The sequence below is a fragment of the Paraconexibacter sp. AEG42_29 genome (assembly GCF_040581415.1).
Taxonomy (GTDB): Bacteria; Actinomycetota; Thermoleophilia; order Solirubrobacterales; family Solirubrobacteraceae; genus Paraconexibacter.
This window is the reverse complement of the sequence record NZ_CP114014.1, coordinates 2217960-2244948: the sequence shown is the minus strand read 5'-3', so window position 1 is coordinate 2244948 and position 26989 is coordinate 2217960. Positions and strand designations below refer to the sequence as shown.

Here is a 26989-nt window from a genome sequence, read left to right as displayed (position 1 = left end):
CGCAACTCGGCGGCCGATGCGGGCCGCCGGGCCGGGTTCAGCGCAGGAAGGGCGGGATGTCGATGTCGTCGTCGCTGATCTCGAGCGACGAGCGCTCGCGATCGGCGCGCGGCAGGCGGTCGCGGGACCGGCGCGCTGCCTCGTCCGTCTGCTCGCGCGGGCTGCGCGGGCGGTCCGAACGCTCGGCGGGCGCGCGGCGCGCGGCCGGTGCGCTGCTGCTGCGATGACGGCCATGGTCGAAGCCGGTGGCGATGACGGTCACGCGGACCTCGTCGCCCATCGACTCGTCGGTGACGGTGCCGAAGATGATGTTGGCGTTCGGGTCGGCGGCGCCCTGGACGATCTCGGCGGCCTCGTTGACCTCGAACAGGCCGAGCTCGCGGCCACCCGTGATGTTCAGCAGGATGCCCGTGGCGCCCTCGACCGACTCCTCCAGCAGCGGGCTCGAGATGGCGAACTTGGCGGCATCCGCGGCGCGGTTCTCGCCCCCGGCGGTGCCGATGCCCATGAGGGCGCTGCCGGCGTCGCTCATGATCGTGCGCACGTCGGCGAAGTCGAGGTTGATCAGGCCCGGGATCGTGATGAGGTCGGTGATGCCCTGGACGCCCTGGCGCAGGACGTTGTCGGCCTCGCGGAACGCCTCGAGGATCGTCGTGCGGCGCTCGACGATGGCGAGCAGCTTCTCGTTCGGGATGACGATCAGCGTGTCGACGACCTCGCGCAGCCGGGCGATGCCCTCGTCGGCCTGGCGCATGCGCTGCGTGCCTTCGAACTCGAACGGCTTCGTGACGACGCCGACGGTGAGCGCGCCGATCTCGTTCTTCGCGATCTCCGCGATGACGGGGGCCGCACCGGTGCCGGTGCCGCCACCTTCGCCCGCGGTGACGAAGACCATGTCGGCGCCCTTGAGCGCCTCTTTGATGTCGTCGCGCGACTCGGCTGCCGCACCGAAGCCGACCTCGGGGTTGGCGCCGGCGCCGAGCCCCTTCGTGAGATCGATGCCGATGTTCAGCTTGATGTCGGCGTCGCACATCTGCAGCGCCTGGGCGTCCGTGTTGGCCGCGATGAACTCGACCCCACGGAGGCCCGCGTCGACCATGCGGTTGACCGCGTTGGTTCCACCGCCGCCGACGCCGACGACTTTGATGACTGCGAGATAGCTGCCGCTGGTTTCCATGAAGAAGAAGTTCCGTCCTACCTTCGATCTATTGTCGAAGGTTTCGTAAGCCAGTGCCCAGATGGGCGACGCGCACGGTACGCAGGGCTTATGGCCTGTGTCAACGCCAAGTCTAGCCCGCAACGACCGTTGCAGTCGGCCCCACCCTCGATGCTGGGTTGAAGGTTATGGGTGATCTCACCCTCGACTAGAGGCCGAGGGTTGGGTTACGGCGTCGGAGTATCGGGAGTCAGGGTGGTCGAAGTGGCGCCGTCGGCGGCGGGAGTACCACCGTCGGCGCCGGCGGCACCCGAGGGCGCCGCGCCGAGTTCGTCGTCGGGGCTGCCGGTCCCGGTGCCGCCGCCGTCAGGAAGCGGTTCGAGCCCGGCCACTGCTGGGCGTTCGGGGACGCTGAGGTCGATCAGGGTGCCGCCGGCGGAGGCCGGCTGGGCGAGGACCGCGGTGAGCGAGGCCCACTTGGCCGCCAGGCGCTCCGGCGCCCCGAACGCGACATCCGGCCCGTTGCGCAGCTGCACCGCGAGGCCGCGGGACCCGGTGAAGACCTTGACCACCTCGCGCCGGAGCGCGACCGGGGCGGCGGCGAGGATGCGGACTTCCGCGAGCGCGAGCCCGTCCGTCAACTTGGCGCCCGCCGGCGCTGTCTTCACGCTGACGGTGGGCAGGCCCTTCGCGGAGGCATCCCGCAGGAGCGTGCCGTCGCCCGCGACGGGGATGGTGCGTCCGCCGGCGCGCAGCGCCGCGACGGGGGTCCGCTCGATCACCGTGATGCTGAGGCCGTGCGGGAAGCTGGTGGTCGCCCGGACCGCCTTCACCTCGGGGAAGCGCGCGACGGCCGCCGACAGCTTCTCGGGCTGCAGGCGCAGCGTGGTCTGCTCGCGCGCCGCGGCCTCGAGGGCGGCGCGCACGCCGGCGGCCTGCGTTCCGGACACCCCGGTGATGGTGACGTCGTTGACCGCGACGAAGGACGAGTCGCGCAGCAGGAACCAGCCGCCGGCCGCGACCGCGCCGAGGACGATCAGCAGGGCGACGATGCGCCGCACGACGGTGCGTCCCGTCGGCGAGCCGGAGGCAGGCGCTGCGTCGCCGCGCGGCCCGCGCGTCGATGCGCGACGACCGAAGCGTGGATGAGGGAGCGATGCGGATCGACTGGCCATGCGGTGACCTCGTTCGACGCGCCGGCGCGCGTCCCTGCCGCGCTGGACCGAACCTCGACACCCCCCGCCCTCCGCCGCCCCGCACCGAACGTCGATTCCCCCACGCCAGCACACGGGAAAACCGACGCTCGCGGCCGGTCGGCTCGGCGCGCGCCGCCGGCCACACGGAGCCTCACGCCGTCTGACGACCAGTTTTGGTCGTCAGGACAACCAGAAATGGTCGTCAGACCGGCGGACGGCGGGGACCGGTCGACGGCGAGGGCCGGTGGACGGCGGGGACCGGTGGACGGCGAGGGCCGGTCGACGGCGAGGGCCGGTCGACGGCGAGGGCCGGTGGACGGCGGGGACCGGTGGACGGCGAGGGCCGGTCGACGGCGAGGGCCGGTCGACGGCGAGGGCCGGTGGACGGCGGGGACCGGTGGACGGCGGGGGCCGGTCGACGGCGGGGACCGACGCTCGCGGCCGGTCGGCTCGGCGCGCGCCGCCGGCCACACGGACCCTCACGCACGTCTGACGACCAGTTTTGGTCGTCAGGACAGCCAAAAATGGTCGTCAGACCGGTGGACGGCGCGGGCCGGTCGACGGCGGGGGCTGGTGGACGGCGGGACCGGTCGACGGCGGGACCGGTGGCCGCGTCCGTCAGCCCGCGGCCAGGCGCGCGCCCAGGCGGTTCACGTCGCCGGCGCCCATCACCAGCACCAGATCGCCGTCCCGCAGCAGTGGCGCCAGCGCCCGCTCCACGTCGTCGAACGCCGGGAGCCAGAAGACCGGCATGCCCGGGCGCGCGTCGAGCGTCGTCTGCACCAGCAGGCGCCCGGTGATCTGCGGGAAGTCCTCCTGCCGCTCCCGCGCCGGGTAGACGTCGACGAGGCAGGCCACGTCCGCCCCCGCCAGTGCCGCGCCGAACCGCCCGGCCAGGTGCATCGTGCGGCTGAAGAGGTGCGCCTGGAAGACGGCGACCACGCGGCGGGGCGCCAGCGACCGGGCCGCCTGGATGGTTGCGGCCACCTCGGTCGGATGATGCGCGTAGTCGTCCACGATCCGCGCCCCGGACCGCGTGGTGCCGAGCGTCTGGAACCGGCGGCCGGCCCCGGGGAACGTCGCCAGCGCGGCACGGACCGCGGCGGGGTCGAACCCGGCCAGCGTCAGCGCGGCGAGCGCGGCGGCGGCGTTGCGCTGGTTGTGGTCGCCTGGGACCAGCAGCTCGAGCGGCTCGGCCGGCGCGTCGAACGGGACGACCGGCGCGCCGGCCGGCCGCAGCGCCAGCACATCCGGCCGGTCCCACAGAACGGCGTGCGTCGGTGTGGCGAGAAAGGTCCGGAACACGCCCCGCAGCGCCTCCAGCGAGGGGTAGGTGGCGTGATGGTCGAGCTCGACGTTCGTGACGACCGCGATGTCGGCGTCGATCGACAGGAACGAGCCGTCGGACTCGTCGGCCTCGACGACCAGCCACTCCCCGGTCCCCCACTCGCCGTTGCGCCCGGTGCTGACCAGGTCGCCGCCGATCAGGTAGGCCGGGGCGGCGTCGAGCGCCAGCAGCGCGTGGGCGATCATGGACGTCGTCGTGGTCTTCCCGTGCGCACCCGCGACCGCGATCGTCCGCTTCAGCGCGCTGAAGCGGCGCAGCAGCTCGGCACGCGGATGGTCGGCGAGCCCGCGCCGGGCGGCCTCGGTCCGCTCGGGGTTCGACGGCGGGATGGCCGTGGAGTGGAAGACCTCAACGCCCTCACCCGCCGGGACGTTGGCGGCCACATGGCCGGCGCGGGCGTCGATGCCCAGCGCGCGCAGGGCGGCGAGCCCCGGCGACTCGGCCTGGTCGGAGCCGGAGACGGTCGCGCCGAGCGCCACCGCGCAGCGCGCGTAGGCGCTCATCCCCGCCCCGCCGATGCCGACGAGGTGCAGGCGCTGCCCGGCCCAGGGTGCCTGGCCGGTCATCGGCGTCCCCGTCCCCGGCCCGGTCCGGCCGCGCCGTCCCGCCCGCCGTCAGCCGCCGTGGCAGCGGCGACGACCTCACCGGCGATGTCCGCCGCCGCGTCGGGACGGGCCAGCGCGGCCGACGCCGACGCCATGCGGGCGAGGCGGCCCGGGTCGTCGAGCAGCCCGTCGACCGCGGCTCCGAGCGACGCCGCGGTGAGCTCCGGGTCCGGGATGAGCAGCGCCCCGCCGCCGTCGACCATCCAGCGCGCGTTCCCCGTCTGGTGGTCGGCCGCCGCGTGGGGGTACGGGACGAGGATCGCGGGCCGGCCGGCAGCGGCGATCTCGAAGACCGACCCGCCGGAGCGGGCGACCGTGAGGTCGCACGCCGCCAGGGCGTCCGCGAAGCCGTCGATGTACGCCCGCAGGTCGTACCCCGGGCGGACGGGGTCGTCCACCCGCGCGCGCAGCGCCGCGAAGTCCCGCTCGCCGCAGGCGTGCAGGATCCGCAGCCCGGGGCGCAGCGTGGCGAACGCCTCCACCGCGGCCTCGTTGATCGACCGCGCGCCCAGCGACCCGCCGAAGACGAGCACGCACGTCTCGCCGTCGGCCAGCCTGAAGCGCGCCCGGGCGGCGGCCCGGTCGGCGGTCTGGGGCGGGACAGGCCGGCCGGTGACCCGGTAGAGCGGTGCGTCGAGGCCCGCGATCGGGAAGGCGAGGCAGACGCGGCGGGCGCGGCGGGCGAGCAGCCGGTTGGTCAGGCCAAGGTGGCTGTCGGCCTCGGTCAGCACCAGCGGGATCCGGCGCGCGGAGGCGACGGCGCCGACCGGGCCGGCGACGTATCCGCCCCCGCCGACGACGACGTCCGGCCGCTCGGCCCTGACGATGCGCCGGGCCGCCCCCAGCGCGGCGACCGCCCGGGCCGCCCCCCGCGCCGCCTTCAGCGGGTTGGACCGCGAGAGGCCCTCGACCTTCAGCGGGTGCAGCTCGTATCCGGCCGCGGGAACCAGCCGCGCCTCCGCGCGGTCGCCGCCCGTGAAGGCGACGTGGTGGCCGTCAGCCCGTAGCGCGTCGGCGACCGCCAGCGCGGGCACCACGTGGCCGGCTGTCCCGCCGGCGGCTATCAACACTCGTGCCATCGCTGGCGGATCCTGGCAGGGCGCGCACGTGGACGACGCCTCCCTGCGCGATGTTCATCAGCAGGCCCATGCTCATCAGCAGCATGATGAGGTTCGTGGAGCCGTAGCTGATGAACGGCAGCGGGACTCCGGTCAGAGGCACCATGCCGAGGACCGTGAAGGTGTTCAGCATCGCCTGGCAGATGATCATCGAGGTCAGTCCCGCGGCCAGGAGCTTGCCGTACGCGCCCTGGGCGCCCTGGGCGATGCGCAGTCCGGCGTAGGCGATCAGCCCGTACAGGAACAGCAGGACCGTCACGCCGAAGACCCCGAGCTCCTCGCCGATGATCGCGAGGATGAAGTCGGTGTGGGCCTCGGGCAGGTAGTAGACCTTCTGGACCGACTCGCCGAGCCCGCGGCCGAAGAACCCACCCGACCCGAGCGCGATCTGCCCCTGCACGGCCTGGTGCCCGCTGTCCTGGGCGTCCGCCCACGGATCCATGAACGACGTCAGGCGCTGCAGCCGGTACGGCTCGATCAGCGCGAGGATCAGGACGACGCATCCCCCGGCGGCGGCGATCGCGGCCAGGTAGCGCAGCGGCATCCCGGCGGCGACCAGGAGCGCGCACAGCGCGAACGCCATCACGAGCGCGGTGCCGAGGTCCTTCGCCGCCACCAGGCCGATCCCGAACAGCGCGACCGCCGCGAGCGGGACGAGCAGCCGTGGCGACGCCACGATCTTCGGTTTCATGGCCAGCATCCGGACGGCGTGCAGGACGAGCGCGAACTTCAGCAGCTCGGCGGGCTGGAACTGCAGCGGCCCGGCGCCCAGCCAGCGCCGCGAGCCGTTGACCTCGACGCCGATCCCGGGGACGAGCACCAGGGCCTGGAGGACGAGGCACACGCACAGCAGCGGCACGGTGAACTGCGCGACGTACTTCAGCCCGTGCCGGCTGATCAGGTGCATCAGGACGAACCCGACGCACGCGAAGCCGACGTACTTGATGAGGTAGGCGGCGCCGTCCCCACCGTGGGCGGCGACGACCGTCTTCGCGCTCGAGGCGCTGTAGACCATCACCGCCCCCGCGGCCAGGAGGCACAGGGTCGCGGTCATGAGGATGTTGGCCTCGATCGGCTGAGCGCGATCGCGGGACTGCGGCGGCGGCATTAGAGCGGGCTTTCGACGCCCGCCCGCCGAATCCTCACGCGCCGGACGAAAACTCTGCGACGAGCGCCTGGAAGTGGCGCCCCCGCTCCTCGTAGTTGCGGTACTGCCCGAACGACGCGCACGCGGGCGACAGCAGGACCGTGTCGCCTGGCCGTGCCGCTGCCCGTGCGGCTGCGACTGCCGCCGCCAGGTCGCCACGGTCGTCCCCGGTCTGCAGTGCGTCCGCGAGCCGCGGCGCGGCCTGGCCGATCAGGTGCACCGAGGCCGCCCGCTCGGCCACCGGTCCGCGGAGCGGCGTGAAGTCCTCCTGCTTGGCGTCGTCGCCCCCCAGGATCAGGTGGACCGGGCCCGGGATCGCCGCCAGCGCGGTGAGCGCCGAGGCGACGTTCGTCGCCTTCGAGTCGTCGACGTAGGTGACGCCGTCGACCACGGCGACTGCACGCAGGCGGTGTTCGACGCCGGTGAAGGTCCGCAGCGCCTCCGCGATGGCCGCCTCGGGCAGCCCGCACGAGCGGCAGGCGGCGACGACGGCGCGGGCGTTCGCCCGGTTGTGCGCGCCGGGAAGGGTCGGCTCGGCCGGGAGCTCGACGAGGTCCGTGTCGACCCGAGCGGCTGCTCCCGGGACGGGCAGGGCCGCCGGGGCGACCGCCGTGTCGGCAGCGAGCTGCCGCCCGAACATGCCGTCGAGCTTCGCGGCGGCGTAGGCCTCGATGGAGCCATGCCAGTCCAGGTGGTCGGACTCGAGGTTCAGCAGGATGCCGACGTCCGGGCGGAAGGCCAGCGTGTCGAACAGCTGGTAGCTGGAGGCCTCGAGGATCACGGTCGTGCCCGGGTCGAGCGGCGCGCCGATCAGCGACGTGTAGGCCGTGCCGACGTTGCCGACGACGCGCACCGGCAGCCCCGCGCAGCGCCAGGCGTGGCCGAGCCACTCGGTCACCGTGGTCTTGCCGTTGGTCCCCGTGACGGCCACGACGGGCGCGTCCACCAGGCGCCAGGCGAGCTCGACCTCGCCCAGGACCGGCACGCCCGCCGCCCGCGCCGCGCGGACCACCGGCGCCCGCGGCGGGACCCCCGGCGACTTGACCACAGCGCGCACGCCGTCCGCCAGCGCGTCCAGCCCGTCGACGCCGGTCCGCACTGGGAAGCCCGGCTCGTCCGGGAGGGCCGGCGTCCCGCTGTCCACCCCGACGACCGCGAGGCCGCGGGCCGCCAGTGCGGCGCCGGCCGCCAGCCCCGACCGCGCGAGGCCCACCACCAGCCACGGCCCCTCCGGCAGCGGCGGGCGTGCCGCCCCGTCGCGCGAGGTCAAGCCACCGACTGCTGGTAGATCGTGAAGCCGATCGCGCTGCAGACGGCCGCCACGATCCAGAAGCGCAGGATGATCTTTGTCTCCGACCAGCCCTCGATCTCGAAGTGATGGTGGATCGGGGCCATCTTGAAGACCCGCTTGCGGAAGGTCTGAAACGAGAAGACCTGGATCATCACGCTCAGCGCCTCGACGACGAAGATGCCGCCGATCAGGACGAGGAGCTCCTCGGTCTTGGTCATGATCGCCAGTCCGCCGATGATCCCCCCGAGCCCCAGCGACCCGGTGTCCCCCATGAAGATCGTCGCCGGGAACGCGTTGTACCAGAGGAACCCGATGCAGGCCCCGACTCCACAGCCCGCCAGCAGCGCAAGGTCCTGCTGCCCGCTGGTGATGAACGTGATGCCGATGTACGCGAGCAGCACGATCGAGGTGCACCCGGCCGCGAGGCCGTCGAGTCCGTCGGTCAGGTTGACCGCGTTCGTCGTCCCGGCGATCACGACGTAGATGAAGAACGGATAGAAGATCCCGAGGTCCACCGTGGCGTCGATCGAGCGCAGGCGGACGGTCTGGTCCAGGCCCGCCTTGTCGACCGCGACCCACCACAGGAACAGCGTGATGACGACCATCCAGAGCAGCTTCCAGCGGCCCTGAAGCCCGAGGTTGCGGCGGCGGAACACCTTCTGCGCGTCGTCGGCGAACCCGAGCGCGGCGGACGCGAGCCCGGCCCCGAAGACCCCGATCGCCCGCCAGTCGTAGTCGCACAGGATCAGGAACGGCACCGAGATGGCGATGAACATGATGATCCCGCCCATCGTCGGCGTGCCCGCCTTCGCGTGGTGCCCGGCCGGCCCCTCCTCGCGGATGTGCTGGCCGAACTCCCGCGCCCGCAGCCAGGCGATGAACTTCGGGCTCAGGAAGATGCACAGCAGCAACGAGGCGGTGCCGCCGATCAGGATCTCGCCCATCATGTGCCCCGGAGCTTCGCAGCCTCGGCGTCGCGAAGCGCTCCGGTCACGGCTTCCAGGCCGACCCCGCGGGACGCTTTGACGAGGACCGTGTCGCCTGCTACGAGCAGGCCGGGGACGAGGGCGGCGGCGGCCGCCGCGTCCGGGACTGCGTGTTCGCCGTCGTACGCGGCGCTGAGCGGGCCGACGGCCACCAGCAGCTCCACGCCCGCCGCCCGGGCGTACGCGCCGACCTGCTCGTGGTGCGCATGCTCGTCGGTCCCGAGCTCGCGCATGTCCCCCAGGACGGCGACACGGCGGCCGGTCGCCGTCGCGGCCAGGTCATCCAGCGCCGCCCGCATCGACAGCGGGTTCGCGTTGTAGCAATCCTCGATGACGGTCACGTCGCCGTCGAGGTGCAGGCGCTGGCCGCGCATCTCGCTGAGGGTCAGCGCGACCGGACCGACGGGCTCGGCGCCGACCGCCCGCGCGGCGGCGAGCGCGGCGCAGGCGTCGATGCGCACGTGCAGGGCCTGGTCGTCCAGGCCCAGGCCATGGAGGTCCGCGGGCGTGACGTCCCCGTGCTCCGCGCCGAAGCTCACCGTCGTCAGGTCCGTGCGCAGGTGGGGCTCCAGCAGCGGCTCCGCGGTCGGCAGGACGGCCACCCCGCGCCCGGCCGGCAGGGCGGCGACGAGCGCGGCCTTCTCGGCGGCGATCGCCTCCATCGTGCCGAGCTGCTCGAGGTGGACGGGGCCGAGCGCGGTGATGATCCCCACGTCGGGCTCGGCGATGGTCGCGAGCTCGGCGATCTGGCCCGCGCCGCGCATGCCCATCTCCAGGACGAGGACCTCGGTCCCGGCCGGAGCCCGCAGGACGGTCAGCGGCAGGCCGATCTCCGTGTTGAGGTTCTTCTCGTTGGCGACGACGGACACGCCCGCCGACGCGATCATGGCCGCCAGGACGTCCTTCGTGGTCGTCTTGCCGACGGACCCGGTGACGCCGATGACGCGGCAGCCCAGCGCGCGGCGCCAGGCGGTGGCCAGGCGCTGGAGCGCGAGCAGCGGGTCGTCCGCGGCCAGTACGACGCCCGCACCGCCCGCGGGCCTGGCCGCAGCGGCGGCGGCGGCCTCGACGTGGTCCGGGCCGACGAGGACGCCCCAGGCCCCGGCCTCGAGCACCGCCGCGGCGAAGCGCCCGCCGTCGACGTTGTCCCCGGGAAGCCCGGCGAACAGGTCCCCCGGGACCACCGCGCGCGAGTCGATGACCGCGCGCAGCGGCCCGGCGACCGGGCGACCGGCCGCGTCGGGGGCGGGCACCGCGACGAGCCGCGCGCCGGCGGCCTCGGCGACCTGCTCAGGCGACCAGCCGTGCATCCAGGCTCGCCTCCGCCTCGGTCACGTCGTCGAACGGCAGCTTGACGCCGTCCGCGAACTCCTGGCCCTGCTCGTGGCCCTTGCCGGCGATCAGGACGACGTCGCCGGCCTGCGCGGCGCCGACGGCGGCGGCGATGGCCGCCCGTCGGTCCTCCAGCACCTCGACCCCGGGCCGCCCGGGCCCGCGTCCGCCCATCCCGGCGACGATCTCGGCGAGGATCGCGCCCGGCGCCTCCGACCGGGGGTTGTCGCTCGTGACGTACACGAGGTCGGCCTCGGACGCCGCGATCGCGCCCATCTGCGGGCGCTTGCCACGGTCGCGGTCCCCGCCGGCGCCGAAGACCACGAGGACGCGGCCTGGGTCAGCCGGGCCCGCCTCGACCAGCGCCCGCGCCGCCCGCAGGACGTTCTGCAGCGAGTCGGGGGTGTGGGCGTAGTCGACGAGGACGGCAAAGTCCTGGCCGCGCTCGACGGACTGCATGCGGCCCGGGGCCTTCTGCGCGCTCGGCAGCGCCGCGGCGACCGTGGCGTCGTCCACGCCCAGTTGCCGCGCGATGGCGATCGCCCCGAGCGCGTTCAGCACGTTGAACCGGCCGGGCAACGGGACGGACAGCACCTGGCCGTCGAGCGTGAACGTGCTCGACGTCAGGCCGAACGTCACGTCGGTCGCGCGCAGGTCGGCCGCCGGGTGGTCGATCGCGATCGTGGTCGCGTGCGGGAACTCCTCGTCCAGGCGCTCGCCGTAGGCGTCGTCGATGTTGAAGACGAGCGGCGCGCGCCGGTGGTCGGCGGCCGCGAACAGCAGCCGTTTGGCCTGGAAGTACTCCTCCATGCCCGGATGGAAGTCGAGGTGGTCCTGCGTGAGGTTCGTGAAGATCGCGCCGGCCCAGTGGATCGCGTCCGCCCGGCGCAGCTCGAGCGCGTGGGAGCTGACCTCCATCACGCACGCCTGGTCGCCCGCGGCCCGCATCGCGGCGAACGTCGCCTGCAGGTCGATCGCCTCGGGGGTCGTCCGGACGGCCGGCTGCTCGACGCCGCCGACCACGGAGGCGACCGTCCCGAGCAGGCCGGTCTGCCGGCCTGCCGCCTCCAGCAGCGAGCGGACCATGTACGCGCTCGTGGTCTTGCCGTTGGTCCCGGTGATGCCGACGGTCTGCAGCGTCGCGGTGGGGTCCCCGTGGAACGCGGCGGCGGCGGTCGCCATCGCCGTCCGCACGTCGGGCACGAGGACCTGCGGGACGCCGTCGAGCCCGGGGCCGTCCAGCCGCCGCGAGACCACGAGCGCCGCCGCGCCGCGGGCGACGGCGTCCGGGGCGAAGTCGTGTCCGTCGCGGGTGAAGCCCGGGACGCAGAAGAACAGCGTTCCCGCGTTCACGGCGCGGTTGTCGTACGCCAGCGCACCGATCTCCACGTCGGCATCGCGGGGGCCGGCGACGGGCAGGATCGCGCCCAGTCTCATGGCTGACCGGCTCCGAGGGAGCGCGAGGTGTGGCGGCCGGTCATCGCGACGGAGGATACCCCCGGCGGCAGTCGCTCCCGCCCTGCGCGCCGTGCGAGGATCCTCTTATGAGCATCGTCAAGATCAACGCGATCACCGTCCCCCGCGAGCGTTTCGAGGAGTTCGAGCGCCGCTTCGCCACCCGGGCCGGGCGCGTCTCCGACGCCGAGGGCTTCGAGGCGTTCGACCTGCTGCGGCCGAACGACGACCGCGAGGTCTGCCTCGTCATCACCCGCTGGCGCTCGGAGGAGGACTTCCGCGCCTGGGTCGCGTCCCCCGACTTCGCGGCGGGCCACGCGCAGCACCGCACGGACGGCCCGGTCGGGACCGCGAGCGAGATCTGGTCGTTCGACCTGCTCGAGAGCGAGCTCCCGGCCTGACTCCGGCGACGTCGGGCGGCGGCGGCCGGTCAGGCCACCGGGTCCGGCAGCTCCCGGTGGTAGTCGGCCTCGTTGAGGGTCGCCGTCCGCCGCCGGTACTCGTCGTTCGGCCCCGGCCAGTTGTTCGTCACCCGCCCCGCCGCGTTGACGTACCAGTTGGAGCAGCCGGTGGCCCAGACGGACTTCGCCGTCCGCTCGGCCATCTCGGCCTGGAAGCGCGCGTGGGCGACCTCGCGGACCTCGAGCACCTCGGCGTTCCCGTCCGACAACAGCCGCAGCGCGTCCCGCAGGTACGCCATCTGCGCCTCGTGGGTCGCGATGACCGAGCCGGTGCCGTGGTTCGTGCTCGGCCCGTAGACCAGGAACAGGTTCGGGAACGCCGGAATCGTGAGCCCCAGGAACGCCTCCGCGCCGCGGGACCACGCGTCCCGGAGCGTCACGCCGCCGCGGCCGGTCAGCGTCATCGGCGCCAGCAGCTCGCTCGCGCGGAAGCCCGTCCCGTAGATGATCGTGTCGGCGCGGTGCAGCGTCCCGTCGGCGCCGACCACGCCCTCGGGGACGACCTCGCGGATCGGCTCCGTGATGAGCTCGACGTCGGGTCGGCGCATCGTCGGATACCACTCGGAGGTGATGCAGAGCCGCTTGCAGCCCGGCTCGCTGGTCGGCCGCGTGGCCGCCAGCAGGGCACGGTCGCCGCGCAGCTGGATGTGCCGCTGGGCGTTCGCCAGCCCGCGGACCGCGGTGGCGACCACCCGTCCGCGGCGCTCCGGGGCCAACGTGAAGAGCGGGACCAGCGACTCGAACAGCCGCCAGTAGAGCCGCCGGTAGACCCGTGGCAGCGGCACCCGCCGGTAGAGCGCGCGCGATCGCGACCCGAGGGCCGCGTCGGCCTTCGGGATGACCCACGGCGCGGACCGCTGGAAGACGGTCGTCGCAGCGGCCTGCTCGGCGACGCGCGGGACGAACTGGATCGCGCTCGCGCCCGTCCCGACGACGGCGACCCGCCGACCGCGCAGGTCGTGGTCGTGGTCCCACTCCGCGGAGTGGAACGCGCGGCCTGCGAATGTCTCGATCCCCGGGAGGGCCGGGACCGCCGGCTCGTGGAGCTGGCCCACGGCGGTGATGACGACGTCGGCCGTCAGCGTCTCGCCGCCCGCGAGCCGCACCGACCAGCGCCGGGAGTCGTCGTCGAACGCGGCGTGCTCCACGGCGGCGCCGAAGCGGACGCGGTCCAGGACGCCGTGGTCCCGTGCGAGGCGCTCGGCGTAGTCGCGGATCTCGTGGCCCGGCGAGTAGCGGCGGGACCAGTCCGGGTTCGGCGCGAACGAGAACTCGTACAGGTGCGAGGGCACGTCGCAGGCGATGCCCGGGTAGGTGTTGTGGTGCCAGACGCCGCCGACCCGGTCGGCGCGTTCGAGCAGCGTGATGTCCTCGACCCCGGCCTCGCGTGCGGCGATGGCCGCAGCGATCCCGCCGAAGCCGGCTCCGATGATCACCACGGACAGTGAGCGCGTCATGGCCCGACGCTATCCGGCCCAAGGGTGTGGCAGCGCGACATGTCGTTTTTCGACACCTGGCGCTGCCACCCCCAAGGTGCCCGGAGCCGCAAAGCACCCGTTAACGGCAGACGGCGAGCCGAAGCTCGCCGTCGCGCGCCAACCAGTGTGCGGGGCACCGGTGGACGTTTGGTTCCGTCAGTGCGCTACCTGACGGTGAAATCTGTGTGCATGCCGCCCTGGTAGTGCCCTGGGAGGTTGCAGATCAGCGCATAGTGGCCCGCGTCCAGCGTGAGGGCCAGGTCCTGCTCCGCGCCCACCGGGAGCGCGTTCTCGTCCAGCTCGCCGACGTTGCCGGCCTCGTCCGCCTCGGACCCCTTGCGGAGCCCGGACGCCTGCTTGTCGGTCCTGATCACCACGAACTCGTGCGGGATCGCACCGTCGTTCGTCACGTCGAACGTCACGCGTCCCGCGGGGGCGCTTGCCGGCACTGCCTTGATCTTGTACTCGCTGAGGTTCACCGCAATTACGCCGAGCGTCACCGGCCGACCGGCCGATGACCCCGTCGCACTGTCGTCCGACGAGCTTCCGCATCCCCCGAGTACCACCAGCCCGGCGATGCTGAGCACCGCGATCCGATGGCGACGGGTCACTGCGGAGGAGAATCCTGGGTGCGCGTGAGCCACAGGTGAGCCGCGCATGAGAGAACGCTCACCCAGCGCGGGCGGCGAACTGCGGCAGGCGCAGGACGACCCGCGCGCCGCCGGCCGGCGAGGCCTGCGCTGCGACCGTGCCGCCGTGGGCCGCGGCGATCGCCTGAACGATCGCAAGCCCGAGTCCCGTGCCGGTCCCCGACCCCCGCGGCCCGCGGGCATCGGCGCGGTGGAAGCGGCCGAAGACCCGGTCGCGCTCGTCCTCCGGGATGCCCGGACCGTCGTCGTCGACCCCGATGACGATCCAGCCACCGGGTTCGCTCTGCGTCCACAGGCTCACGAGCCCGCCGTCGGCCGTGTGCTCGATCGCGTTGCGCAGCAGGTTGCGGATCGCCTGCGCGAGCCGGTCGGGATCGGCCTGCAGGACGCCGGCGACGTCGCTCTCGTGGCGGAAGTCGCGCTCCGCGGTGGCGCGCTGCGCCTCCAGCAGGTCCCGGGTGAGCGCCGGCAGCGCGACCGCCGACGGCCGCAGGAACCCGTCGTCCTGGGCCCGGGTGAGCATCAGCAGGTCGTCGACCATGCGGTTCATCCGCACCACCTCCGTCCGGACGAGTCGCTGCACCCGGCGGACCTCGTCCCCCGGCGGGTTGGCATCGAGTGCGAGCACCTCGAGCTGTCCCTGGATCACGGTGAGCGGCGTGCGCAGCTCGTGCGACGCATCGGCGACGAACGCGTTCTGCCGGTCGAACGCGGCCTGCAGGCGGTCGAGCATCGAGTCGAACGCGTCGCCGAGGACCGTGACGTCGTCCCCCTCCCCCGCCGTCCGGCCCTGCGCCATCCGGCGGCCGAGGTCACCCTCCTGGATCCGCGCCGCCACCCCCGCCATCCGCCGCAGCGGCCCGGCGATGCGCGTGGCGAGCACGACCGCGGCGAGCGCCGCCAGGACCACGGCCAGTCCGCCGGCGGTCAGGAACGACCGCAGCACGCCGTCCTGCGCCCGGTCGACCAGGCGCGTGCTCTCCCCGACCCCGAGCGTGACGACGCCCGTCGCGGTGCGCACGCGCCGGACCAGCAGCCGGATCCGGCGGCCGTCGGGCAGGTCGACGTCCCGCGCCCCCGGCGGGGTGCCCAGGATGCGGCGGGCGCGCTCGCCGTCGGGGTCAGCCTTGTTGGGCGTGACGAGGTCGCGGTCGTTCGTGACGGGCACCGGTGCGTTCGGGAGCCGCGCGTACAACAGCCGCGCGTTCGGGGCGTACGGCTGCCCGTCGACGAACGCGGTCGCAGCGGCTCGGATGCCGGACGGCCCCACCGCCACGACGCGCGTGAACGCCTCCATGTCGGCGTTCAGGTCGTCGTCCAGCTGCGTGCGGACCTCGCCCCCCGTTCCCGCGTAGACCGCCGCGAACGCCACCGCGAGGCAGCCGAGCACGATCGCGGTGACCCCGATCGTGAGGCGGCGGCGGATGCTCATCGCGGGCGGCGGCGGCGCGGACGGCTCAGCGCACGCGCAGGCGGTAGCCGACCGACCGCAGGGTCTGGATCGGCGCCGGGCTGGAGGGCAGCGCGAGCTTCCGGCGCAGGTATCCGACGTAGACTTCGACGATGTTGGTCTGCGGATCGAAGTCGTACCCCCAGACCGCGCTGAGCAACTGCTCGCGGCTGAGGACCTGGTTCGGGTGGCGCAGGAAGTGCGTCAGGAGCTCGAACTCCTTGGCCGACAGGTGGACCGACTGCCCCTCGCGCGTGACCTCGCGCGTCAACAGGTCGGCGTGGATGCCGCCGGCGTCGAGCTCGGTCGTCTTGGCCTGGGCCGGACCGCGGAGATGGGCGCGGACGCGCGCCGCGAGCTCCTCGAAGGCGAACGGCTTTGCGAGGTAGTCGGTCGCGCCCGCGTCGAGTCCCTCCACCCGGTCGCCGACCTCGGCCCGGGCGGTCAGGACGATCACTGGCAGGCCGGGCTTCTCGGCGCGGACGTTCCGCAGGACCTCGATGCCATCACGGCCCGGGAGCATCCGGTCCAGGACGACCAGGTCGACGTCCCCGGCGAGCGCGCGCTCCTGCCCCGTGATGCCGTCCAGCGCGACCTCGACCTGGTGGCCCTCGGCCCGCAGACCACGCTGGACGAAGTCCGCGATGGCAGGCTCGTCCTCGACCACCAGGATGCGCATGACCAGTGAGTGTATGTCCCGCGTCGCCGCGGCTACGGGGCGATCTTCAGGTACTGCAGGGCGAAGGACGCGATGTCCTGGAATGCCGGCGCCGCGACGACGCCACCGAAGATCGCGCCTTGGGGCTGGTCGACCATTACCGAGACGAGCAGCTTCGGCTTCGCGGCGGGGGCGAACCCGACGAACGACGAGACGTAGTCCTCCTGTGAGTACTCCCGCGTGACGGCGTCGACCTTGTTGGCCGTGCCCGTCTTGCCCGCCAGCTGGTAGCCGGGGATGCTGACCTCGGACGCGGTGCCACCCGCCGCGACGACGCCCTCGAGCATCTTCCGGATCTCGGACGCGACGTTCTCAGAGATGATCCGCTTGCCCTTGCGCGGCGCGAGCCGGCGGCCGTCGATCTTGCGCACGATGCGCGGCGGACGCAGGATGCCGCCGTTGGCGATCGCGCTGTAGGCCGTCGCCATCTGGAGCGACGTGACCGACTCGCCCTGGCCGATCGGCAGGTTGCCCATCGACGATCCCGAGTACTGCTTGATCGTCGGCTGGATGCCGCGCTCCTCGCCCGGCAGGTCGACCCCGGTCGGCTTGCCGAACCCGAACTCGCGCACCCAGTGATCGAAGCGCTCGCGGCCGAGGCCGAGGCCGATCTTGATCGCGCCGACGTTCGAGGACTGGGCGAGGATCTGCCCGGTGGTCAGCGAGACGGGGCCGCGGTCGTGCGACTCCCCGATCTCGCGGTCGGCGATCTTGATGGTCGGGTCGAGGTTGTAGACGGTGTCCGGCGTCGTCTTCTTGTCCTCCAGCGCGCCCGCGACGGTGAACGCCTTGAAGGTGGACCCGGGCTCGTACGTGATGCCGACGGCCTTGTTCTGGCGGGCGTCCGCCGGGGCGTCGCCGGGCCGGTTCGGATCGACGCGCGGCCAGTTGGCCATCGCGAGCACCTCGTTCGTCGCGGGGTCCATGACGACGGCGGTCGCCGACTTCGGCGAGTACTTCTTGCCGACGGCGGCGAGCACCTTCTCGGCCCGGTCCTGGATCTCCGCGTCGAGCGTGAGCTCGAGGCGGGCACCGGGCTTGGACGGCTGCAGCTCGTCGACCTGCAGCGGCTGGCCGAGGGCGTCGCGCAGCGTGCGGACCTTCCCGTCGCGCCCGCGCAGGCTCTTGTTGCGGAAGTACTCGAGGCCCTCACGGCCGACCGTGATGCCCTTGTCGCTGCGCCCGACGATGCCGAGCACCTGACCCGCGAGCAGGCCGTGCGGGTAGGTGCGCTGCTCGCTGGCCTCCTGGGTGATGCCGTTGATCTTCAGCTCGGCGATGCGGTCGGCCGTGACCGCCGGCACCTGCCGCTTGACCTGGACGTAGCCGGTGTCGGGCTTGGTGATCGCCTGCAGGACCTCGCCTGGCTCGAGCTCGAGCAGCGGCGCGAGCTGCTTCGCGATGACGCCGGCCGGGACGTCGCCGACGTCGATCAGCCGCGGGTTGGCGATGATCGTGGCGGACGGCTCGCTGACGGCGAGCTCGTCGCCGTTGCGGTCGGTGATGGTCCCCCGCCGGGCCGGGACGACGTCCGTCGACACCTGCTGCTTGGTGGCCACCTGGCCGAGCGCCGAGCCCTTGACCGTGCCGAAGTAGAGCGCGCGGGCGAACGCCAGGCTGATCAGGATCAGGAAGCAGAGGAACAGCAGCCCGATGCGGCGGTCGAGCAGTGGCACGGTCAGCCGCCGCCCGTCGAGGCGACCATCGGCGCGGCGGTCACGCTCGCAGCCGGGTCGCTCGTGGCCTGGCCGGCGGCCGACGGCGCCGCGGGGGCCGGCGCTGCCGTTCCCGGTTCGGCGGTTGCGGCGGCGGGAGCGCCCGTGGTCGGGTCGACCGTCGGGGTGTCGGTGCCCGTCCCCGGCGGGACGACCGTCCCGTCCGGCCGGATGACGGTGCCGTCGGGCTGGACGACCGTGCCGTCGTGCCGCAGGACCGAGCCGTCCGCGCGGGTGACCGGGTCCGGCACCTTCGGGGCGGTGATGCCGCGCGCCGCTACGTCAGGCCGGACCTTCCCGGCGTCCGCGTAGGTGACGCTGCCGGCGGCGGGCATGACCATGCCGCGCTCGGCGGCCACGTCCTCGACCCGCTGGCCGGCGCTGAGCTTGGAGACCTGCAGCGCGAGCGCCGAGTTCTTGCGCTCGAGGACGGACGACGTCTCGATCGACTGACCGATGCCGGCGTTGAGGCTGAGCAGCGTGAGCTGCAGGAAGACGAGCAGGATCAGCATGCCGCCGATCAGCGGGATCCACAGGCGGCCGCGCACGAGGCGCTCCAGCAGGCGGGCGTCCGGCACCCCGGCGCAGCGGCGCGCGACGCGCAGCCCGAACGGCGCGTGGACCACCGTCCCGCCGGCGCCCGCCATCGCGCCGGCCGGCATCGTCAGCGACGCGCCCGAGGTCGCCCCGGGCATCCCTCCGGACACCCGACGCGCGAAGCGCGGCGCGGTGCGGGCCTGCTTGGTGGCCGCGGTGCGGGCGTGCGTGCTGCGGCCGGCGATCGTCGACGGGGTCATGCGTCCTCCTCGTGGAGCTTGCGGGCAACGCGCAGGCGCGCGGATCTGGAGCGGGGGTTCGCGGCGATCTCACCGGGGGTGGGGACGACGGACCGGCGGGTGATGAGCTCAGCGGCCGGCGTCTGACCGCAGACGCAGACCGGGAAGTCGGGCGGGCAGACACAGCCCTGGGCGCGGTCCGCCAGGAAGCGCTTGACGCGCCGGTCCTCGAGCGAGTGGAACGAGATGCCGGCCAGGCGGCCGCCGATCCTCAGGCAGTCCCAGGCGAGCGGCAGCGCGTCGTCGACCTCGCGCAGCTCGTCGTTGACGGCGATCCGGATCGCCTGGAAGGAGCGCTTGGCGGGGTGACCGCCCGCGAACCGGGCGGGCGTCGGGATCGCCTGCGTGATCACGTCGACCAGCTCGGTCGTGGTGGTGATCGGGTGCTCGTCCCGCGTGCGGACGATCCGGCGGGCGATCTGCCGCGCGTACCGCTCCTCGCCGTACTCGCGCAGGATCGAGGCGATGCGGCGCTCGTCCCAGGTGGCGACCAGGTCCGCGGCGCTGAAGTCGTCGGTCGTGTCCATCCGCATGTCGAGCGGCGCGTCGTAGGCGTACGAGAACCCTCGCTCGCGCGTGTCCACCTGCATGGACGACATGCCGAGGTCGAGGTAGACGAGGTCGGCCTGCGTCCCCTCGGCGGCCAGTTCGGCCAGGCCGGTCGCGAACGCGGCGCCGATGAAGCGCGTCGCGCAGGGGACCTCGGCGGCGAACTCGTCGAAGCGCTCGCGGGCGGCGGGGTCGCGGTCGATGGCGATCAGCGTCCCCTCCTCGCCGATGCGACCGGCCATCAGGCGCGCATGTCCGCCGCCGCCGAACGTGCAGTCCACGATGGTCTGGCCCGGCTGGGGATCGGTGAGCTCGATCAGCTCGCCGGCGAGCACGGGGACGTGGGCAGTGGGCATCGTCTGCAGCCTCATGATGGCGTTCCGGGGAAGGGGACGACGTTGCTCGTGAAGGGCGCGGTGAGCTCCTCGATGTCGAGCTCCGCGTTGTAGGCCTGCCAGGTCGCCTTGTCCCAGATCTCCATGCGCGAGCGGACACCGGTGATGACGACCTCCTTGCTCAGGCCTGCGTGCTCGAGCAGGAACGCCGGGATCATGATGCGGCCTGCCGCATCGAGATCGACGTCGTGCGAGTTGGCCTGGTAGTAGCGCTCGAGCTTGTCGCGGCGCTGGTCCAGCTCGTGGAGCTGCGAGACCGCCGTCTCGGTGTAGGCGTCGAAGCGCTCGGGTGTCCAGACGGAGATGCACTTCGCGGTCGACTTCGACAGGACGATGCCGTCCGCCAGCGAAGGACGCCATTTGGCCGGCACGGTGAGCCGGTTCTTTGCGTCGAGCGTGTAGTCGAAGGTGCCGCGGAAGGTGGCCATGGTGCGCGTCCCGGCACAAGCCAGAAGAAGGTCGCGGGCCGGGATGGAGGAGTGGGAGGAGCCCCTCCACCCCGGTCCGCTTGCGACAAGCTAGCCCACAACGCCCCACCGAGCAACTCCGATTGCACACAACTCCCCACATCTCCGCCGGAAGGCTTCCGGGACTGGTCGCAAAACCGGTGTTGTGCAGGGAAAAGCAGGGTGGGACGGGCGGGTCGGACGTGCGTCCAGATTCCGCAACGTCACCTGCAGGGCCCGCGTCTGCAGCCGCGATTGCAGGATTCGGGGGGTTCCGTCCGCCGGGTGTGTCTCCCGGTGGGGATTGGTGGAGGAGGCGGTGGCGCAGCCACGAAGCGGCCCGCAGGACGGTGCCGAAGCGGGTCGCACAACGGGCGCCCGCGGGGCCCGTTGGTGTCGCGCGCGCGTGAGGGGGCGCCTATCATGGCCGACGCGAACCTTCCTCGTCGGCCCAGCACGGGCCGGCTCGTCAGCGCCTCTAGGAGCACCTCTCTTGCCGACTCGCACGACCACCCGTCGTCCCTCGTCCCGCCGTGCCCGGCGGCTGGCCGCCGGTGCACTGCTCGCCGTCGCGCTCCCGATCGCCGGCTGCGGCGGCGGCGACAGCAGCAGCGGCGGCGGCAAGGGCGACGCCGACCCCTCGGCCATCGTCCCCGCCACGTCGGCGTTCTACGGCGAGGTCACGGTCAAGCCGACCGGCAGCCTGAAGGCCAGTGTCGAGACGCTCGCCAAGAAGATCGCCAAGACCGACGACCCCGGCGCGAAGATCGTGGAGCTCCTGGACTCGGTGCTGAAGGAGGACGACGTCAACTACAAGGACGACGTCGCGCCGTGGCTCGGCGACCGGGTCGGCGTCGCCATCACCGGCCTGGCGAACCCCTCGAGCCCGGACTTCGCGATCGTCATCGGCGCCACCGACCCCGACAAGGGCGTCAAGGCGCTGAAGAACGGCGACAACAGCCTCGAGGACCGCAAGTACAAGGACGTCACCTACTCGTTCGACAAGGACGACAACGCGGCGGCCCTGGCGACGGACGGCACCGTGGTCATCGCCACCGAGCGCGCGATCAAGGGCGTGATCGACGTCAAGAAGGGAGCGGCGTCGCTCGCCAAGAGCGCGAAGCTCAAGCAGGCGCGGTCGAGCGTCTCGGCAGGCGGACTCGGCTTCTTCTACGTCGACCCGGTCGCGGTCATCGACCTCGCGTCGGCCGCGAGCGCGATGCTCGGCTCCCAGGCCGGCGCACTCAAGAGCCTCCTCGGCGGCGGCAAATCCACGGCCCTCGGCGCGGCGCTGCTGACCACGCCGAACGCCATCCGCCTCGAGACGGCCGTCAACGGGGCCCAGACGGCCGGTGCGGCCAACGACGCAGCCGAGACCGTCGCGGCGTTGCCGGACGGCTCCGTCCTCGCGGCCGGCTTCGGCAACATCGGCGACGCGGCGTCCTCGGGCATCACCGCGCTCGGCGCGGTCGGCGGGATCTACACCTCGCTGCTCTCGCAGTTCAAGACCATCACCGGGCTCGACCTGCAGGAGGACGTCCTCTCCTGGATGGGCAAGGGCGGCCTGTTCCTGCGCGCGAGCGGCCTGACCGACATCGGCGGGGCGCTCGTGGTGGACACGAGCTCGCCGCAGAAGTCCGCCCGCTTCATCCGCAGCCTAGAGCAGCTCGCCGACGGCTTCGGCAGCACCTTCGGCCTGACCACCAGGCCGTTCAGCGGCGGCGGCGCGAAGGGCGTGCAGCTGGCGATCCCCGGCTTCCCGTTCCCGGTGATCGTGGCCACGGGCTCGGGCAAGTTCGTCGTCGCGGTGGGCGAAGGGTCGGTGGCGGAGGCACTCAAGCCGACCGCCGCACTGGGCGACAGCGCGCAGTTCAAGGCGACCGCCACGCAGCTCGGCGCCCCGCCGGCGCTCTACGTCGACGTCAAGACGATCGTGGAGTTCCTCGGGCTCGCCGTCGGCAGCGACCCGACGTTCGCGGTCGCCAAGCCGTACCTCGACGCGTTCTCGGCGTTGGCCGCAGGCAGCAAGAAGTCCGGCTCCTCCTCGAAGGCGTCGGTGGTCGTCGGGGTGAAGTAGGCCCCGCGCTGTGGTCCGTGCCCCGCCGACCGGTGGGGCACGGCCACGGGCCGTGGCGGACGGCTTGCGTCGCTGGTCCGGGTTCCGCTAGCCGGGACGAACGGTTAGCGCGTGCCGGTGATGAGGGCCGCCGCCAGCAGCAGCATCGCGGCGGGGACGAGCAGCAGCGCGACCGCCAGCTGGATCTTCGGCGCCGCGCGGGCGGCGCGGTCCTGGATGCGGCGCGCGCGGTCGGTGCGGGCGTCGGCGGCCAGCGCCGCGAGCGCCGGGCCGAGCGGGGTGCCGTGACGGTCGGCGCGCTGTACGGCCGCGACGAACGCGGCGACACCCGGCAGCGGGCACCGTGCCGCCAGCCGGTGCAGGGCCTGGGCGCGCGGCACGCCGACCTCGATCAGGGCCGCGCAGACCGTCAGCTCCGCGGCCAGCGGGCCGCCGCGGCGCTCCCCCACCGCCTGCAGGGCCCGGACCACCGGCAGCCCCGACGCGACGGCGACGCGGGTGAGGTCCAGGACGTCGGGCAGGTCTATCGCCAGCAGCCGGGCCCGGCCCCGGGCGCGACGGGCGAGCCACAGGTCGGGGGCCAGGAACGCGGCGGCCGGTGCCGCGAAGACGACGACCGGGCCCAGGCGTCCGGGGGCGGCGGGCATGAGGACGCTGAGGCCGAGCGCGGCACCGACCAGCGCGGCGCCGGCCTTCACCGCCATCACCTCGTCGCTCGTGACCGCCGGCGGCAGCCCGGCCGCGTGGACGCGGCGTGCGAGGTCCCCGGGCTCGCGCAGCGGCAGTCCCGCGCGGCGTCCGAGGCGGGCCAGCGCGTTGGCGGTTGGAGAGCGGCGCCGCCGGGCCGCGCGGCGCTGGGCCCGGGCGCGGCGCCGGACGTCGGGAGCCTGCCGTGCGTCGAGGGCGTCGAGCAGCGCGGCCGCAGCGCAGATCGCCGCGGCGACGGCCAGGACGAGCGCGTCCGCCATCAGCCGACCTCCGTCCGCGCGAGGCGGCGGCGGCGCAACGGCGTCGGCGCGCCCATGCGGCTCGCGCACACGCCGACGACGGCCGGGCCGGCAGGGAGCGCATCGACCTGCATCAGCCGACCTCCGTCCGCGCGAGACGGCGGACCGTCAGCATGCCGCCCACCTGCAGCAGGACGGCACCCACCGCCAGGACCCGGCCGAGCGGGTGTGCGGCGATCCCGGCGAACGTCCCGGGCGCGCCGAGCTCGGCCAGGACCGCGGCGAGCAGCGGCAGCCCGGCGACGGTCATCGCCGTGAAGCGCGCCTGCGCCGTCGCCGCCCGCGCGTCGGCCTCCGCGCGCCGGGCGACGTCGAGCTCGGCCGCCAGCTCCCGCAGCAGCGAGGCCAGGTCGCCGCCGGCGTCGCGCTGCAGCAGCATCGCGGCGACGAGGGTGTCCCACGCCGGACCGGCGGCGCGAGCGCGCAGGTGGTCGAGGACCTCGTCGGTCGGGGCACCGAGCGCGAGGGCGCCCTGCGCCCGCCGCAGTTCCCCGTCGACAGCGCGCCCGGCACCGCCGGCCGCCGCAGCGTCGGCGATCGCCCCGCGCACCGAGTGGCCGCCGGCGAGCGCATCGGCGATCGCGCGAGCGGCTGCCGCGGCACCGTCGGCCATGCCCCGGCGCCAGCGCGCGCGCCGCCCCGCCAGCGCCCAGCCCGTGATCCACGGCCCGCTGGTCGCTGCGATGAGCGCGGGCAGCAGACCGCCGAGCAGCAACCCGCCGGCCCCCAGCGTCGCTGCCAGCAGCACGATCAGGCGGCGGCGCTCGGCCGCGGTGACGTCGTGCGCGCCCCCGGCCGCCGAGCGCAGCGGACGCAGCCCGGAACGCACCGTGGCCGACAACCGCGACGCCTCCAGCAGCCCCAGGCCCTCCCACGCGGCGAGGACCGCGGCGCCACCGGCCAGCCCCGCGGCGACAGCAGCCCCGGTCATGCGGCGCCCTGCGCGAGCCCCGGCTCGCCGAGGCGCTCGGCCAGCTCGGGGCTGAGTGGTGCACGCCACGTCGGTCGCCCCCGCCGGAGCGCATACAGCTCCCGCGTCGCGGCGCCACCGGCGACGCGGACCACCTCGCTCACCCCGGTCACGCGCCGCGAGCCGTCCCCCTGGCGCGCCTGGTGCACCACGAGGTCGATCGCCTGTGCGACCTGCTCGCGGATCGCGGCGTGCGGCAGGCCGACGTCCGCCATCAGCGCCAGGGTCTCGACCCGCCGCAGGGCCTCCTCGGCGCTCCCGGCGTGGACGGTGCAGAGCGAGCCGTCGTGCCCGCTGGCCATCGCGGCCAACATGTCCAACGCCTCTGCCCCGCGGACTTCACCGACGACGATGCGGTCCGGCCGCATGCGGAGCGCGTTGCGGACGAGCGCCCGGATGGTGACCTCCCCTCGGCCCTCGACGGTCGGCGGCCGCCCTTCCAGCCGGACCACGTGCGGCTGCTGGAGCGCCAGCTCTGCGGTGTCCTCGATCGTGACGATGCGGTCGCCGGCCGGGACGAACGAGGACAGCGCGTTGAGCGTGGTGGTCTTGCCCGAGCCCGTGCCGCCGCTGACGAGGACGTTCAGGCGGCTGCGGACCGCAGCGTCCAGGAAGCTGCGCAGCGGGGGTGTCCAGGTCCCGGTCGCGACGAGCTCGTCGGGGGTGAACGCGCGCCGGCGGAAGCGGCGGATCGTGAGGACGGGGCCGTCGAGCGCGAGCGGCGGGATGACGACGTTCACGCGCGAGCCGTCGGCCAGGCGTGCGTCGCACATCGGCTGGGCCTCGTCGACGCGTCGTCCCAGCGGCGCGAGGATCCGCTCGATGGCGTGGCGCAGCTGCGCCTCGTCGCCGAACCGGACGTCGGTCGGCTCGATCAGCCCGGACCGCTCCACCCAGACCCGGCCATGGTCGGCGCCGCTGCCGTTCACCATGACCTCGTCGACGGTCGGGTCGGCCAGCAGGACCTCGAGCGGCCCGAGCCCGAACGAGCGCTCGCTCACCAGGCGGATGAGCTCCTCGCGCTCGTCGGCCGCCAGCGGCGCCGCGTCGCGCTCGACGAGGGCGCGGACGCGATCGGCGACGGGGATCGCGGCGGCGGCGGGGTCCTGCGCCCCGGTCAGCAGCCGGTCCCGCAGCTGGGTCGCGAGGTCGTCGAGTGGCGCGGAGTCCATACCGGTACTAGGCCCAGCGACCGCGATCTCGCCCCCACCGTTGCCGCTCCGGCCGCAACCGCGTCACTCAATGTGCCAGCAGGCGCCGTATAGGCACCTGGTGGCACATCGATGTGCCACCACACGCCGCCCGCGCACGTGGTGGCACCTCGACGGGCCGGCGGCGATGACCGCTGCTCCTGGCCGGGGACCGGCCGTCGCGACACCGTTCCCGGCCGGGGAGCGGCCGTCCAGGGGCCGCGGTCAGCCGGCGGGCACCGGCAGCTCGGCCGCCGCGGCGGCGGCCCGCCGGCCGCGGGTCAGCACCCAGAGTGTCGCCAGGCACCCGCCGGCCGCGAGGCCGAAGGGGACGCCGTCGCCCGTCGCCTTCGCCAGCACCCCGCCGATCCCCGAGCCGGTCACCTGCCCGGCCGCCCAGGCGAGGTTCACCAGCGCGAACCCGAAGCCGAGCGCCAGCCCGGCGTCCTCCGCGAGGTCGGACAGCAGCGCCATCGCGGGCGCCCAGAACAGCCCGAGCGCCGCCGCGGTCAGGACGAGGACCATGGCGAGCAGCACGCCCGACCCCGGCAGCGTGACCACCAGGAGCAGCACGGCGGCCGCGGCCAGCCCGACGCGGATCGGCGCGAGCCGGCCGCGGCGGTCCGACAGCCGGCCGACGACGGGGCTGACGCACGCCTCCACCGCGGCCGCGACGAGGAACGTCGCCCCGACGGCCGTCCCCGAGAAGCCGAAGCCGTCGAGCCGCAGCGGCCCGAGGACGCCGACGACCCCGAACGCCAGTGCGGGCAGCGTCACGAGCCACATCGCCGTGCGGATGTCGGGTCGGCGAAGCGCGCTGATGACCGCGTCCAGACCCTGCGGACTGCTCCGGTGCGTGCACTCCATGGTCGTCGCCCACAGCGCGAGGCCGCCCGCGAACACCACGACCGAGCCGAACACCAGCTCGTGCGAGGTCGCCTCGGCCAGCGACCCGAGAACCGGGCCGAAGAGCGATCCACCGATCGCCCACCCGAGGGCGGTGCCGATCAGCTCGCCCCGCCGCTCCTCGGGCGCCTCGGCGATCAGCCACGCCAGCGCGCCGGCCCACGAGCACGCGCCGCCGACTCCCTGCACGAAGCGCGCGAGGTCCAGCAGGACGATCTGCTGCGCGAAGCCGAAGACGAGCGTCGACCCCGCGAGCAGGCCGAGCCCGAGCAGGACCGCAGTGCGCGGACTGCGGCGCGACGCGAGCAGGCCCGCCGGCAGCGACCCGAGCAGCGTCCCGGCCGGGTACGCGGCGCTCAGCAGCCCGGCCGAGGCCTTCGACAGGTCCAGGTCGTCGGTCAGCGCAGGCAGCAGCGGCGCCACGACGGCGTAGAACATCGTGTCGACGAGGACGATCGCGCTGACGAGGATGACCAGGTGCCGGGGCACGCGCCCACCGTAACGGCC

At 73.9% G+C, this 26989-nt stretch carries 23 protein-coding genes; 2 read left to right on the top strand and 21 right to left on the bottom strand.

Annotated features, from left to right (window positions below):
- Window positions 1–37 precede the first annotated feature (37 nt).
- From ftsZ to DSM112329_RS10810, 9 genes are all read right to left on the bottom strand, one after another.
- On the bottom strand, window positions 38–1177 hold the full coding sequence (gene ftsZ, locus DSM112329_RS10850) for a cell division protein FtsZ (protein ID WP_354701834.1): 1140 nt from the start codon (window positions 1175–1177) through the stop codon (window positions 38–40).
- Window positions 1178–1383: 206 nt separating this feature from the next.
- Window positions 1384–2217, bottom strand: a complete 834-nt coding sequence (locus tag DSM112329_RS10845; RefSeq protein ID WP_354701833.1) for an FtsQ-type POTRA domain-containing protein — start codon at window positions 2215–2217, stop codon at window positions 1384–1386.
- A 753-nt stretch (window positions 2218–2970) separates the two neighbouring features.
- Window positions 2971–4266, bottom strand: coding sequence for a Mur ligase domain-containing protein (locus DSM112329_RS10840; protein ID WP_354701832.1), 1296 nt, complete (start codon window positions 4264–4266; stop codon window positions 2971–2973).
- The gene (locus DSM112329_RS10835) at window positions 4263–5342 is read right to left on the bottom strand and encodes a glycosyltransferase (RefSeq protein ID WP_354701831.1); all 1080 of its coding nucleotides are present in this window, start codon (window positions 5340–5342) and stop codon (window positions 4263–4265) included. The genes DSM112329_RS10840 and DSM112329_RS10835 overlap by 4 nt, the downstream gene beginning before the upstream one ends.
- Window positions 5302–6477 carry a putative lipid II flippase FtsW gene (ftsW, locus tag DSM112329_RS10830; protein ID WP_354701830.1) on the bottom strand — a complete coding sequence of 392 codons (1176 nt, stop codon included), beginning with the start codon at window positions 6475–6477 and terminating at the stop codon, window positions 5302–5304. Before ftsW ends, DSM112329_RS10835 begins: the two co-directional genes overlap by 41 nt.
- Before the next feature lie 88 nt (window positions 6478–6565).
- A complete protein-coding gene (murD, locus tag DSM112329_RS10825; RefSeq protein ID WP_354701829.1) occupies window positions 6566–7840 on the bottom strand; it encodes a UDP-N-acetylmuramoyl-L-alanine--D-glutamate ligase in 1275 nt (424 codons plus the stop codon).
- On the bottom strand, window positions 7837–8808 hold the full coding sequence (gene mraY, locus DSM112329_RS10820; protein WP_354701828.1) for a phospho-N-acetylmuramoyl-pentapeptide-transferase: 972 nt from the start codon (window positions 8806–8808) through the stop codon (window positions 7837–7839). Before mraY ends, murD begins: the two co-directional genes overlap by 4 nt.
- Window positions 8805–10157, bottom strand: a complete 1353-nt coding sequence (gene murF, locus DSM112329_RS10815) for a UDP-N-acetylmuramoyl-tripeptide--D-alanyl-D-alanine ligase (protein ID WP_354701827.1) — start codon at window positions 10155–10157, stop codon at window positions 8805–8807. The genes mraY and murF overlap by 4 nt, the downstream gene beginning before the upstream one ends.
- Complete coding sequence (locus DSM112329_RS10810; RefSeq protein ID WP_354701826.1) at window positions 10138–11616, bottom strand: UDP-N-acetylmuramoyl-L-alanyl-D-glutamate--2,6-diaminopimelate ligase; 1479 nt, start codon at window positions 11614–11616, stop codon at window positions 10138–10140. The genes murF and DSM112329_RS10810 overlap by 20 nt, the downstream gene beginning before the upstream one ends.
- Before the next feature lie 107 nt (window positions 11617–11723).
- Here DSM112329_RS10810 and DSM112329_RS10805 point away from each other — a divergent pair, with 107 nt between their 5' ends.
- A complete protein-coding gene (locus DSM112329_RS10805; protein WP_354701825.1) occupies window positions 11724–12035 on the top strand; it encodes an antibiotic biosynthesis monooxygenase in 312 nt (103 codons plus the stop codon).
- A gap of 29 nt (window positions 12036–12064) precedes the next feature.
- On the opposite strand, the gene DSM112329_RS10800 is transcribed toward DSM112329_RS10805, so the two are convergent.
- The 8 genes from DSM112329_RS10800 to mraZ all read right to left on the bottom strand — a co-directional run bounded on the left by DSM112329_RS10800 (window position 12065) and on the right by mraZ (window position 20314).
- Window positions 12065–13552: an NAD(P)/FAD-dependent oxidoreductase gene (locus DSM112329_RS10800; protein ID WP_354701824.1), complete on the bottom strand. Its 1488-nt coding sequence runs from the start codon at window positions 13550–13552 to the stop codon at window positions 12065–12067.
- A gap of 185 nt (window positions 13553–13737) precedes the next feature.
- Window positions 13738–14073, bottom strand: coding sequence for a sulfocyanin-like copper-binding protein (locus DSM112329_RS10795; RefSeq protein WP_354701823.1), 336 nt, complete (start codon window positions 14071–14073; stop codon window positions 13738–13740).
- A 169-nt stretch (window positions 14074–14242) separates the two neighbouring features.
- Window positions 14243–15655 (bottom strand): HAMP domain-containing sensor histidine kinase, encoded by a 1413-nt coding sequence (locus tag DSM112329_RS10790; RefSeq protein ID WP_354701822.1) that lies wholly within the window; start codon window positions 15653–15655, stop codon window positions 14243–14245.
- A gap of 25 nt (window positions 15656–15680) precedes the next feature.
- On the bottom strand, window positions 15681–16352 hold the full coding sequence (locus DSM112329_RS10785) for a response regulator transcription factor (protein ID WP_354701821.1): 672 nt from the start codon (window positions 16350–16352) through the stop codon (window positions 15681–15683).
- Window positions 16353–16384: 32 nt separating this feature from the next.
- On the bottom strand, window positions 16385–18067 hold the full coding sequence (locus DSM112329_RS10780) for a penicillin-binding protein 2 (RefSeq protein ID WP_354701820.1): 1683 nt from the start codon (window positions 18065–18067) through the stop codon (window positions 16385–16387).
- Window positions 18068–18069: 2 nt separating this feature from the next.
- Window positions 18070–18903, bottom strand: coding sequence for a hypothetical protein (locus tag DSM112329_RS10775; RefSeq protein WP_354701819.1), 834 nt, complete (start codon window positions 18901–18903; stop codon window positions 18070–18072).
- Window positions 18900–19847, bottom strand: coding sequence for a 16S rRNA (cytosine(1402)-N(4))-methyltransferase RsmH (gene rsmH / locus DSM112329_RS10770; RefSeq protein ID WP_354701818.1), 948 nt, complete (start codon window positions 19845–19847; stop codon window positions 18900–18902). Before rsmH ends, DSM112329_RS10775 begins: the two co-directional genes overlap by 4 nt.
- 11 nt (window positions 19848–19858) lie before the next feature.
- On the bottom strand, window positions 19859–20314 hold the full coding sequence (gene mraZ, locus DSM112329_RS10765; protein ID WP_354701817.1) for a division/cell wall cluster transcriptional repressor MraZ: 456 nt from the start codon (window positions 20312–20314) through the stop codon (window positions 19859–19861).
- Window positions 20315–20825: 511 nt separating this feature from the next.
- Here mraZ and DSM112329_RS10760 point away from each other — a divergent pair.
- A complete protein-coding gene (locus DSM112329_RS10760; protein WP_354701816.1) occupies window positions 20826–22409 on the top strand; it encodes a DUF3352 domain-containing protein in 1584 nt (527 codons plus the stop codon).
- A gap of 104 nt (window positions 22410–22513) precedes the next feature.
- On the opposite strand, the gene DSM112329_RS10755 is transcribed toward DSM112329_RS10760, so the two are convergent.
- From DSM112329_RS10755 to DSM112329_RS10740, 4 genes are all read right to left on the bottom strand, one after another.
- Entirely contained in the window at window positions 22514–23377 is an 864-nt protein-coding gene (locus DSM112329_RS10755) for a type II secretion system F family protein (protein WP_354701815.1), read from the bottom strand.
- 112 nt (window positions 23378–23489) lie between these two features.
- Window positions 23490–24347 carry a type II secretion system F family protein gene (locus DSM112329_RS10750; protein WP_354701814.1) on the bottom strand — a complete coding sequence of 286 codons (858 nt, stop codon included), beginning with the start codon at window positions 24345–24347 and terminating at the stop codon, window positions 23490–23492.
- Window positions 24344–25558, bottom strand: a complete 1215-nt coding sequence (locus DSM112329_RS10745) for a CpaF family protein (protein WP_354701813.1) — start codon at window positions 25556–25558, stop codon at window positions 24344–24346. The genes DSM112329_RS10750 and DSM112329_RS10745 overlap by 4 nt, the downstream gene beginning before the upstream one ends.
- Before the next feature lie 243 nt (window positions 25559–25801).
- Window positions 25802–26971, bottom strand: coding sequence for an MFS transporter (locus tag DSM112329_RS10740; RefSeq protein ID WP_354701812.1), 1170 nt, complete (start codon window positions 26969–26971; stop codon window positions 25802–25804).
- Window positions 26972–26989: the final 18 nt, after the last annotated feature.

Coding starts and splice junctions, on each gene's coding strand:
- ftsZ (WP_354701834.1), bottom strand. CDS start 1,177: ATGGAAACCAGCGGCAGCTATCTCGCAGTCATCAAAGTCGTCGGCGTC.
- DSM112329_RS10840 (WP_354701832.1), bottom strand. CDS start 4,266: ATGACCGGCCAGGCACCCTGGGCCGGGCAGCGCCTGCACCTCGTCGGC.
- ftsW (WP_354701830.1), bottom strand. CDS start 6,477: ATGACCGCGACCCTGTGCCTCCTGGCCGCGGGGGCGGTGATGGTCTAC.
- mraY (WP_354701828.1), bottom strand. CDS start 8,808: ATGATGGGCGAGATCCTGATCGGCGGCACCGCCTCGTTGCTGCTGTGC.
- murF (WP_354701827.1), bottom strand. CDS start 10,157: ATGCACGGCTGGTCGCCTGAGCAGGTCGCCGAGGCCGCCGGCGCGCGG.
- DSM112329_RS10810 (WP_354701826.1), bottom strand. CDS start 11,616: ATGAGACTGGGCGCGATCCTGCCCGTCGCCGGCCCCCGCGATGCCGAC.
- DSM112329_RS10805 (WP_354701825.1), top strand. CDS start 11,724: ATGAGCATCGTCAAGATCAACGCGATCACCGTCCCCCGCGAGCGTTTC.
- DSM112329_RS10800 (WP_354701824.1), bottom strand. CDS start 13,552: ATGACGCGCTCACTGTCCGTGGTGATCATCGGAGCCGGCTTCGGCGGG.
- DSM112329_RS10790 (WP_354701822.1), bottom strand. CDS start 15,655: ATGAGCATCCGCCGCCGCCTCACGATCGGGGTCACCGCGATCGTGCTC.
- DSM112329_RS10785 (WP_354701821.1), bottom strand. CDS start 16,352: ATGCGCATCCTGGTGGTCGAGGACGAGCCTGCCATCGCGGACTTCGTC.
- DSM112329_RS10775 (WP_354701819.1), bottom strand. CDS start 18,903: ATGACCCCGTCGACGATCGCCGGCCGCAGCACGCACGCCCGCACCGCG.
- rsmH (WP_354701818.1), bottom strand. CDS start 19,847: ATGCCCACTGCCCACGTCCCCGTGCTCGCCGGCGAGCTGATCGAGCTC.
- mraZ (WP_354701817.1), bottom strand. CDS start 20,314: ATGGCCACCTTCCGCGGCACCTTCGACTACACGCTCGACGCAAAGAAC.
- DSM112329_RS10755 (WP_354701815.1), bottom strand. CDS start 23,377: ATGGCGGACGCGCTCGTCCTGGCCGTCGCCGCGGCGATCTGCGCTGCG.
- DSM112329_RS10750 (WP_354701814.1), bottom strand. CDS start 24,347: ATGACCGGGGCTGCTGTCGCCGCGGGGCTGGCCGGTGGCGCCGCGGTC.
- DSM112329_RS10745 (WP_354701813.1), bottom strand. CDS start 25,558: ATGGACTCCGCGCCACTCGACGACCTCGCGACCCAGCTGCGGGACCGG.